Genomic DNA, 10,696 nt, shown 5'->3' with positions numbered 1-10,696 from the left:
GGTTACATTCCGAACCCGGAAGCTAAGCCTTACAGCGCCGATGGTACTGCAGGGGGGACCCTGTGGGAGAGTAGGACGCCGCCGAACTCCTTTTAATAGGGTTGGTCCCGGAACTTCGGTTCCGGGACCAACCCTTTTTTGTTGTGCGTCACCTGAAGTTCACGTTGCGCAACCAACATCCCCCGTATGGGTACTGCTGCAATGCTCAGGGCCGCCGGCGTCGGAGTCGGTGATGAGGTTGTCGTACCGGCCTTCGGGAACGTCGAGGTCGCGGAGGCTGTCGTCCTGGCCGGGGCGCTGCCGGTGTTCGCCGACATAGATCCGCTGACGTACTGCCTGGAGGCCGCCGCTGTGGAGGCGGTCGTGAATCCGCGGACGGCGGCTGTGGTTGCCGTACACCGATTTGGTCGGTCGGCCGATATCGCGCGGTTGCATGGGATCGGCCAGCGGCACGGGCTGTTGGTGTTGGAGCAGGGCGAGTCCGAGGTCCCGTACGACGAGATTGCTCAGCGCAGGGAGCGGGCTTCGTATCTGGATGCGAAGTTGAAGGGTGTGCTGACGCCCGATGGTGGTGACGGGCACACCTATCAACAATATGTCGTGCGGGTGTTGGGCAATGGGCGTCCGGATCGGGATGCCTTCGCTCGGGCGGTGCGGGCCAAGGGTGTTGAGTGTCGAGTGCCGGTGAAGACGCCTGTGCATCGGCTGCCTGAGTATCGGCGATGTGTGTCGCTGCCGGAGACCGAGCGGGCCGCTGACGAAACGTTGGCTCTGCCTGTCGATGCCGCTCTGACCAAGCGGGACATGCAGCGGATCGTGTCTGCATGCAACGCGCTCGGAGGACTGCTCCAGCCGGCCTTCTGATGGGTTTGGGAGCACGGGTGTGTTCGGGGTATGATCTATTCCGTTGCCGCGAGGGGAACTTCGCAAAGGCAGCAGGCCCCTATAGCTCAGTCGGTAGAGCGTCTCCATGGTAAGGAGAAGGTCAACGGTTCGATTCCGTTTGGGGGCTCCACGCAGAAGGCCCCGCCCATTCGGGCGGGGCCTTTCTCATGCCCTTCTTCCTGTCTCCCTCAGTCCTTGTGGATGCCCGGGACACGCATGGCCAGGATGGCCATGTCGTCGGACGGGGCGTCCGAGGCGAAGCGTTCGACCGCGCGCATGATGCGGGCCGCCACCGCGCCCGCCGTGAGGCCCGTGCAGGTCGTGAGGACGTCGGTGAGGCCGTCGTCGCCCAGCATGCGGCTGCCTTCGCGGCGCTCGGTGACGCCGTCCGTGACGCAGAGCAGGACGTCGCCGGGGTCGAGGGTGACGGTCTGCTCGTAGAGCTCCAGGTCCTCCATGACGCCGAGGAGCGGCTGGGGTTCGGCGGCCGGCTCGACCGTGCCGTCCTGGCGCAGGCGGAGGGGGAGTGGGTGGCCGGCGCATACCACCTTCAGCTCGGCGCTGCCGTCCTCCTGCGGCCTCAACTCGCCGTAGAGGAGCGTCAGGAAGCGGCTGCGGGCGCCCTCGTCGAGGATCGCGGAGTTCAGGCGCTCCAGGACCGCCGGGCCGCTGAGGCCCTCGCGGGCGAGGAGCCGGAGTGCGTGCCGGGCCAGGCCGGTGACCGCCGCCGCGTTGGGCCCCGTACCGCAGACGTCGCCGATCGCGAAGCCGTAGGCGCCGTCGCTGATCGGGAAGAGGTCGTAGAAGTCGCCGCCGACCTCGTTGCCCTCGCCGGCCGCGCGGTAGATGACCTCGACCTCGACGCCGTCGATCTCGGGGAGCTCGGGCGGCAGGAGGCTGCGCTGGAGGGACTGGCTGATGGCGGTGCGCTCGGAGTAGAGGCGGGCGTTGTCGAGGGCCAGGGCGGCCCTTCGGGAGAGGTCTTCCGCCAACTCCAGGATCTCCTGGCGGAAGTGTTCGTCGGTCGGTTTGCCGAGGGTCAGCATGCCGATGACGCGGTTGCGGGCCACCAACGGCAGGACGACCGTCTCGCCGCCCACAGCGGACGCTGTGGCCAGTGTGGGGCCGATGCCCGCGCTGATGCGGCCGATGGGCTCGCCGAGGCCGAGGCTGCGCATGGAGGTGCGCAGGGCCGCCTGGTGGGCCGACTCGGCGGGAGCCGACCAGACGCGGGCGCCGGGGGTGGGGACCGGGTCCGGTGGGGCGATCTTCGACAACAGTGACTTAATGCCGTCGATGAGCTCTTCGTCCTCGTGCAGGACGTATGACAGGTACGGCTCCGAGGCCTGGTCGGCGATTGTGTAGACCGCGCACCAGGTGGCCAGGGTCGGGACCGTCATCTGGGCCATCAAGGCCAGGGTCTGGTCGCGGTCCAGGGTGCCGGCGAGGAGGTCGGAGGCCTCGACCAGGAAGCTGAGGGAGCCGCGCCGGAGGCGTTCCAGTTCGCCGAGGCGGGCGGACTCCACCGCGAGCGCGATGCGGTCGGCGGCGAACTGGAGGCGCAGCGCCTCCTCGTTGGAGTATCTGTTGGGGGCCTCGGCGGCGACGCCGAGGGATCCGGTGAGGCGGCCCTCGACCTTGAGGGGGACCGTGACGACCGAGCGCATGCCGGTGCCCCTCAGCAGGGGGACGGCGCCGGGGACCATGGTGAGGTCCTCGTGGACGGCCGGCATCCGGGCCGAGCCGTAGCGGCCGGGGCCGGCTTCGACGGGCACGCGCGCGAAGCGCTGGCGGGCCGAGGGCAGGCCGGTGGAGGCGCGGACCTCCAGTTCCGTCTCGTCGTCGGTCGCGAGGAGCAGGAACGCGGAGTCGCCGTCGAGCATGTCGCGGGCGCGCTCGACCGTGCGCTGGAGGAGGCCGTCGAGGTCGTCCGGGGCCGGGGAGCCGATGAAGACCTCGAACGGGTCGGTGCTCTGGGAGTCGGAGGAGGTGTCGGAGGCCGGGATGCGCAACGGGGTCTGCAGGACCGCGCGTTCGTGGTCGCGGACCAGGAGGCAGACCGTGGAGGGCTCGCCTCCTGTGTCGCGGACGCGGAGGTGGGAGGCGTAGACCGGTGTGACGCGGCCGTTGGCGCCCCTTATGCCGTAGCTGCCTTCCCAGCGGGAGAGTTGGAGTGCCTCGGCGATGCCGGTGCTGGTGCCGGGTGTGTGCGGCCAGGCCGCGAGGTCGGTCAGGGGCTTCCCGGTGACCTGCTCGGCGGCATAGCCGAAGAGATCCTCGGCGTCCTCGTTCCAGGACGAGATGGCGCCCGTACGGTCGATCTGGACCACTGCGACGCGGACGCGGCCGTCGGCGAGCGGGAGGAGGTCGGAGGGCAGGGAGGGGCCTGCTGCGCGGGTGCCCACGGGGCGTTCGGGGAGGTCCAGTTGGAACCAGACCTGCTTGTGGGTTGGCGTGTACTCGACGCCCCAGCGTCCGGCCAGGGCCGCGCACAGCTGGAGGCCGCGGCCGCCCTCGCGGTCGGGGCTGCCCATGTTGACGGGCGAGCCCTGGAGGGGAATCTCGCGCTCCGGATACCGGTCGGCCACCTCGATCCTTACACCGTCGTCACTGCGCAGACACAGAACGTCCGCGGAAGTGCCCGCGTGGACGACGGCGTTGGTCACCAGTTCGCTGGTGAGGACGACGGCGTCGTCGACGATGTCGGCGAAACCCCACCCCTGGAGGGTGTCGCGTACGAAGGAGCGGGCGCTCGCGACCGATCGCCCGACGGGATCGAAGCTGGCTGCCGCGCGCGCGGTGATCACAGAACTCCTCGGCCGGTTGTCGACGTGCAGGGCTCCGAGGCCGACCGGCTCGCGCCGCTGCTGCGGCATCTGCGTGTCCGTCGGCCGGTCCGGGGGTTGTCCCCCCGGGATCAGTCCGGTGGTCATGTCCGGCTGTCCCTCCGATGCCCGCTCGTACTCCTCCTGTCACCGCCCAGGCCGGACGGGACCGGCGCGGCTGGACAGCCGCATGCAAGGTTACTTACCTTCGCCGTCCATGCGGATGCCGGTCTGCAGTGTTTCCGTCCGGAGGGTGTGCGGACGATGTGCGAAGCTGCCGAACTGTTATGGCCGGGTTCAGCCAGGGTGAAACACTGGGCAAGCTTCTTGTGAAGGTCCGGGCAGGCTGGGTGACATTCGCATACCGCGGGCAGCAGCCCGTGGAGCGGCCTGGTATATCCGGCAGGAATACCCAGCAGTAACGGGTACGCCGAGCGGTAGCACCCGAGCACAGCAGTAACGGTCGACCCCTGCGGGAGGGACACAGTGGAGTCTGGCGCAGCGACGCGGGGCACTAAGACGCGCGCGAAAGGCGGACAGTCCCTGAGGAACGAACGCAAGACGCAAGGCGGTACCACCGCGGTGGACACAGCTGCTCTGAACCGGCTGCTGGCAGCCCTGGTGTCGATGCGGGACGGGAACTTCCGGAAGCGGCTCACGGTGTCCGGGGACGGCGTGATGTCGGAGATCGCCGCCGTTTTCAACGAGGTCGCCGACCGCAATCTCCACCTCACGGGTGAGTTGTCGCGGGTACGGCGCATGGTGGGACGTGAGGGCAAGCTCACGGAGCGGCTGGAGACGGGGGCCTGTGAGGGCTCCTGGGCGACAGCCATCGACAACTCCAACGCACTCGTCGACGATCTCGTACGGCCCGTCTCCGAGGTCGGCCGGGTGCTGTCCGCGGTGGCCGAGGGTGATCTGTCGCCGCGCATGGAGCTGCGGACGCAGGCGCCGGACGGGACCGGGCATCCGCTGCGGGGTGAGTTCCTCAAGGTCGGGCGGACTGTAAACAACCTTGTCGATCAGCTGTCGACGTTCACCGACGAGGTCACGCGCGTGGCCAGCGAGGTGGGTACCGAGGGCAAGCTCGGCGGGCAGGCACGCGTGCGTGGCATGTCGGGTTCGTGGAAGGACCTCACGGACTCGGTCAACACGATGGCGTACCGGCTGACGGCCCAGGTGCGGGACATCGCGCTGGTGACCACAGCGGTCGCCAAGGGTGATCTGTCGCGGAAGGTCACGGTGCACGTGGCCGGCGAGATGCTGGAGCTGAAGAACACCGTCAACACGATGGTGGATCAGCTGTCGTCGTTCTCGTCCGAGGTGACGCGAGTCGCGCGCGAGGTCGGTACCGAGGGCGAGCTGGGTGGTCAGGCGCAGGTGCCGGGTGTGGCCGGCACGTGGAAGGACCTCACCGATTCGGTGAACCTGATGGCCGGCAACCTGACCGCGCAGGTGCGGGGAATCGCCCAGGTGACGACGGCGGTCGCCAACGGTGACCTGTCGCAGAAGGTCACGGTGTCGGCGCGTGGCGAGGTCGCCCAGCTCGCGGACACGATCAACCAGATGACCGAGACGCTGCGGATCTTCGCGGACGAGGTCACACGCGTGGCCAACGAGGTCGGTGCCGAGGGGCGGCTCGGTGGTCAGGCGAACGTGCCGGGTGCGGCGGGGACGTGGAAGGACCTGACGGACTCCGTCAACACGGCGTTCCGGAATCTCACCGGACAGGTGAGGGACATCGCCGCCGTCACGACGGCCGTGGCCAACGGTGACCTCTCGCAGAAGGTCACCGTGGACGTCTCCGGCGAGATGCTGGAACTGAAGAACACCGTCAACACGATGGTGGACCAACTGTCGTCGTTCGGTTCCGAGGTCACTCGTGTGGCGCGTGAGGTCGGTGTCGAGGGTGAGCTCGGCGGGCAGGCCCAGGTGCCGGGTGCGGCGGGGACGTGGAAGGACCTGACGGACTCCGTCAACACGGCGTTCCGGAACCTCACCGGACAGGTGAGGAACATCGCCCAGGTGACCACCGCCGTGGCCAACGGTGACCTGTCGCAGAAGGTCACCGTGGACGTCTCCGGCGAGATGCTCCAGCTGAAGAACACCGTGAACACGATGGTGGACCAGCTGTCGTCCTTCGCCGACCAGGTCACGCGCATGGCCCGGGACGTGGGCACCGAGGGTCGGCTGGGCGGTCAGGCGGTCGTTCCGGGTGTGGCCGGCACGTGGAAGGAGCTCACCGACTCCGTCAACGGAATGGCAGGAAACCTTACAGCCCAGGTGCGCAACATCGCGCAGGTGACCACCGCCGTGGCCCAGGGGGACCTGTCGCAGAAGATCGACGTCGATGCGCGCGGTGAGATTCTGGAGCTGAAGAACACCATCAACACGATGGTCGACCAGCTCTCCGGCTTCGCCGACCAGGTGACCCGGGTGGCCCGCGAGGTGGGCACCGAGGGCCGTCTCGGCGGTCAGGCGCAGGTGCCCGGCGTCGCCGGTGTGTGGCGGGACCTGACCGACTCCGTGAACGGAATGGCAGGAAACCTTACAGCCCAGGTGCGCAACATCGCGCAGGTCGCCACCGCGGTGGCCCGAGGCGACCTCTCCCAGAAGATCACCGTGGACGCGCGCGGCGAGATCCTGGAGCTCAAGAACACGCTGAACACGATGGTGGACCAGCTGTCGTCGTTCGCGGAGGAGGTCACCAGGGTCGCCCGGGAGGTGGGCACGGAGGGCCAGCTCGGTGGTCAGGCCGAGGTGCAGGGTGTCTCCGGCACCTGGAAGGACCTCACCCAGTCCGTGAACTTCATGGCGAACAACCTGACCATCCAGGTGCGTCAGATCGCCGAGGTCACGACCGCGGTCGCCAAGGGTGACCTGTCGAAGAAGATCACCGTCGACGCCAAGGGCGAGATCCTCGAGCTCGTCACGACCGTCAACACGATGGTGGACCAGCTGTCCAGCTTCGCCGAGCAGGTGACCCGGGTGGCCCGTGAGGTGGGCACCGAGGGCATCCTGGGCGGCCAGGCGCATGTTCCGGGTGTCACAGGCATCTGGAAGGACCTCAGCGGCAACGTGAACCTGATGGCCAAGAACCTGACCATGCAGGTGCGGAACATCTCCCAGGTCGCGGCGGCGGTCGCCAACGGTGACCTGACGCGGACGGTGACGATCGAGGCGCGCGGTGAGGTCGCGCAGCTCGCCGACACGTTCAACACGATGGTGAAGACGCTGAGTTCGTTCGCCGACCAGGTCACCAAGGTGGCTCGCGAGGTGGGTACGGACGGCATCCTCGGTGGTCAGGCGCATGTTCCGGGTGTGGCGGGCACGTGGAAGGACCTCACCGAGTCCGTGAACCAGATGGCGTCCAACCTGACCGGTCAGGTGCGGAACATCGCCATGGTGACCACCGCCATCGCCAAGGGTGACCTGACCAAGAAGATCGACATCGACGCTCGCGGCGAGATCCTCGAGCTCAAGACGACGATCAACACGATGGTCGACCAGCTGTCGTCCTTCGCCGAGGAGGTCACCCGAGTCGCCCGCGAGGTGGGCACGGAGGGACAGCTGGGCGGCCAGGCACGCGTGCGTGACGTCGACGGAACCTGGCGCGACCTCACCGAGTCAGTGAACGAAATGGCAGGAAACCTTACTCGGCAGGTGCGAGCCATCGCGCGCGTGGCGACGGCGGTGACCCGAGGCGACCTGAACCTGAAGATCGACGTCGACGCGTCCGGCGAGATCCAGGAGCTCCAGGACTACATCAACAAGATGATCGCCAACCTGCGCGACACCACGATCGCCAACAAGGAGCAGGACTGGCTCAAGGGCAACCTCGCCCGGATCTCCGCGCTGATGCAGGGCCGCCGTGACCTGGAGGACGTGGCCTCGCTGATCATGAGCGAGCTGACGCCGGTGGTGACCGCGCAGCACGGGGCGTTCTTCGTGGCGATGCCGCTCCTGGACGGCAAGGACCTGGCCGCCGAGAGCGACGACCAGTACGAGCTGCGGATGCTCGGGTCGTACGGCTACTCGATGGGTTCCATGCCGACGTCCTTCCGGCCGGGTGAGGCGCTCATCGGCACGGCCGCGGAGGAGAAGCGCACGATCCTCGTGGAGAACGCGCCCAGCGGTTATCTGAAGATCTCCTCGGGGCTCGGCGAGGCCCCGCCCGCGCAGGTGATCGTCCTTCCGGTGCTGTTCGAGGGCAAGGTGCTCGGTGTGATCGAGCTGGCCTCCTTCACGCCGTTCACGCAGATCCAGAAGGACTTCCTCAACCAGATCGCCGAGATGATCGCGACCAGCGTCAACACGATCTCGGTCAACACCAAGACCGAGGTGCTGCTGAAGCAGTCGCAGGAGCTGACCGAGCAACTGCGGGAGCGGTCGGCGGAGTTGGAGAACCGGCAGAAGGCCCTCCAGGCGTCCAACGCCGAACTGGAGGAGAAGGCCGAGCTGCTTGCCCAGCAGAACCGCGACATCGAGGTGAAGAACACCGAGATCGAGGAGGCGCGGCAGGTCCTGGAGGAGCGCGCCGAGCAACTCGCGGTCTCCATGCGCTACAAGAGCGAGTTCCTCGCCAACATGTCGCACGAGCTGCGTACGCCGCTCAACTCGCTGCTGATCCTGGCCAAGTTGCTCGCCGACAACGCGGAGGGCAACCTCTCGCCGAAGCAGGTCGAGTTCGCCGAGACGATCCACGGCGCGGGCTCCGACCTGCTCCAGCTGATCAACGACATCCTGGACCTGTCGAAGGTCGAGGCGGGCAAGATGGACGTCTCGCCGACGCGGATCGCGCTCGTCCAGCTCGTGGACTACGTGGAGGCGACCTTCCGCCCGCTGACCGCGGAGAAGGGCCTGGATCTGTCCGTCCGGGTCTCCCCGGAGCTGCCGGCCACGCTGCACACCGACGAACAGCGGCTGCTGCAGGTGCTGCGCAACCTGTTGTCGAACGCGGTGAAGTTCACCGACTCCGGGTCGGTGGAGCTGGTCATCCGGCCGGCCGGGATGGACGTGCCGCAGAAGATCCGGGAGCAGTTGCTGGAGGCCGGTTCGCTGACCGAGGCGGACGCTCCGCTGATCGCGTTCTCCGTGACCGACACCGGCATCGGGATCGCGGCCAGCAAGATGCGGGTGATCTTCGAGGCGTTCAAGCAGGCGGACGGCACGACCAGCCGCAAGTACGGCGGTACGGGTCTGGGGCTGTCGATCTCGCGGGAGATCGCCCAGCTGCTCGGCGGGGAGATCCACGCGCAGAGCGAACCGGGGCGCGGCTCGACGTTCACGCTGTATTTGCCGCTGCACCCGAGCGAACTGCCTCCGCACGGCTACCAGCAGCAGTTGCCGCCCCTCGACGCGGGCGCCCTGGTGGCCTCGGCGGCCGAGCTCGCCGAGCTCGCCGACGTGGAGGTCGAGACGCCGGCGGAGGTGCGGTCGTACCGGGAGACGCAGAACGGCGCGGCGGCGCTCTTCAGGCGCCGTCGCAGGGCCGCGAGCGAACTGGAGCAGCGGCCGGCGCAGCAGGAGCAGTGGTCGGCGGCGGAGCCGGCCGCGGCGCCGCAGTCCCGCCGGGGCATCCGGTTCGGCGGCGAGAAGGTGCTGATCGTCGACGACGACATCCGTAACGTCTTCGCGCTCACCAGCGTCCTGGAACAGCACGGCCTGTCCGTGCTGTACGCGGAGAACGGCCGTGAGGGCATCGAGGTCCTGGAGCAGCACGACGATGTCGCTGTTGTCCTGATGGACATCATGATGCCGGAGATGGATGGATACGCCACGACTACGGCGATCCGCAGGATGCCGCAGTTCGCCGGGCTCCCGATCATCGCGCTGACCGCCAAGGCGATGAAGGGTGACCGGGAGAAGGCGATCGAGTCGGGTGCATCTGATTATGTGACGAAGCCGGTCGATCCTGATCATCTGCTGGCGGTGATGGATCAGTGGATGAGGGAGCAGTGACCGGAGCTGACAGTGTTCACGCGGAGTTGCTGACTCAGTGTGCTCGAAGCCGTGTAGAAGTGCGGGATTCGGGGAACCTTCTGGTCTCCTGCCGCGTTTCTGCTACGTGCACAGTGACATCGCGGTGACAGGGTGTGGCGACAGGCGGGGTGCGGCTACCATGACCGGCACGAGGGCGGGCGGCGTAAGGGAGTCGTCCCCTGGGGCGGAGCCCGGTGCACTGCCGGGGCGAGGAGGGCGGGCCATGGTGCAGAAGGCCAAGATCCTCCTGGTCGATGACCGGCCGGAGAATCTGCTGGCGCTGGAGGCGATCCTCTCTGCGCTCGATCAGACCCTGGTGCGGGCATCGTCCGGGGAGGAAGCGCTCAAGGCACTTCTGACGGACGACTTCGCGGTCATTCTGCTGGATGTCCAGATGCCGGGAATGGACGGTTTCGAAACCGCGGCGCACATCAAGCGGCGGGAACGGACCCGGGACATCCCGATCATCTTCCTCACCGCGATCAACCACGGCCCGCATCACACCTTCCGTGGCTACGCGGCGGGGGCGGTGGACTACATCTCCAAGCCGTTCGACCCGTGGGTGCTGCGGGCGAAGGTCTCGGTGTTCGTCGAGCTGTACATGAAGAACTGCCAGCTGCGTGAGCAGGCGGCGCTGCTGCGGCTTCAGTTGGAGGGCGGCAAGGCCGCGGGCGGCGACTCGAAGGAGCCGGCGGGGCTGCTGGCCGAGCTGTCGGCGCGGCTCGCCGCCGTCGAGGAGCAGGCCGAGGCGCTGTCCAAGCAGCTCGACGACGAGTCGGCGGACGCGGCCGCGGTGGCCACGGCAGCCCATCTCGAACGCAAACTCACGGGACTGCGGCGGGCGCTGGACGCGCTGGAGCCGGGCACCGGGAGCACGTCCTCGGTCTCCTCGCAGAACTGACATCGAGGGGGCGCGTGTTGCCCCGCGCCACCTCGGGGCCGTCCGGCGTGTGACCGGTCCATGAACCGGCGTCAGTTCGCCGCCTCCGCAAGGGCGACACGAA

4 protein-coding genes, 1 tRNA gene and 1 rRNA gene are annotated in these 10,696 nt (G+C 67.9%); 5 read left to right on the top strand and 1 reads right to left on the bottom strand.

Translation table 11 applies throughout. The annotated features are described in order from the left end of the window. The 3 genes from rrf to ACFZBP_RS37215 all read left to right on the top strand — a co-directional run. Positions 1-87: ribosomal RNA gene (rrf, locus tag ACFZBP_RS37225) — 5S ribosomal RNA — on the top strand; the annotation flags it as partial. Between the two features lie 114 nt (positions 88-201). Next, positions 202-864, top strand: a complete 663-nt coding sequence (locus ACFZBP_RS37220) for a DegT/DnrJ/EryC1/StrS family aminotransferase (protein WP_383457179.1) — start codon at positions 202-204, stop codon at positions 862-864. A gap of 75 nt (positions 865-939) precedes the next feature. Further along, positions 940-1,015: transfer RNA gene (locus ACFZBP_RS37215), tRNA-Thr, on the top strand. Positions 1,016-1,073: 58 nt separating this feature from the next. On the opposite strand, the gene ACFZBP_RS37210 is transcribed toward ACFZBP_RS37215, so the two are convergent. After that, positions 1,074-3,818, bottom strand: coding sequence for a SpoIIE family protein phosphatase (locus tag ACFZBP_RS37210; RefSeq protein ID WP_383456872.1), 2,745 nt, complete (start codon positions 3,816-3,818; stop codon positions 1,074-1,076). Between the two features lie 378 nt (positions 3,819-4,196). Between ACFZBP_RS37210 and ACFZBP_RS37205 the strand changes: the two genes are divergently transcribed. Next, positions 4,197-9,671, top strand: coding sequence for a HAMP domain-containing protein (locus ACFZBP_RS37205; RefSeq protein WP_383456874.1), 5,475 nt, complete (start codon positions 4,197-4,199; stop codon positions 9,669-9,671). A gap of 244 nt (positions 9,672-9,915) precedes the next feature. Further along, complete coding sequence (locus tag ACFZBP_RS37200) at positions 9,916-10,593, top strand: two-component system response regulator (RefSeq protein ID WP_383456877.1); 678 nt, start codon at positions 9,916-9,918, stop codon at positions 10,591-10,593. Positions 10,594-10,696 lie beyond the last annotated feature (103 nt).

The organism is Streptomyces sp. NPDC008086 (assembly GCF_042957325.1).
In the GTDB taxonomy this organism is placed as follows: domain Bacteria; phylum Actinomycetota; class Actinomycetes; order Streptomycetales; family Streptomycetaceae; genus Streptomyces.
Note: the sequence above shows the minus strand (reverse complement) of the source record. Positions and strands in the feature narration are given on the sequence as shown.

What these genes read in the sequence shown, in the direction of transcription:
- ACFZBP_RS37220 (WP_383457179.1), top strand. Translation starts at nt 202, where the DNA reads ATGCTCAGGGCCGCCGGCGTCGGAGTCGGTGATGAGGTTGTCGTACCG.
- ACFZBP_RS37210 (WP_383456872.1), bottom strand. Translation starts at nt 3,818, where the DNA reads ATGACCACCGGACTGATCCCGGGGGGACAACCCCCGGACCGGCCGACG.
- ACFZBP_RS37200 (WP_383456877.1), top strand. Translation starts at nt 9,916, where the DNA reads ATGGTGCAGAAGGCCAAGATCCTCCTGGTCGATGACCGGCCGGAGAAT.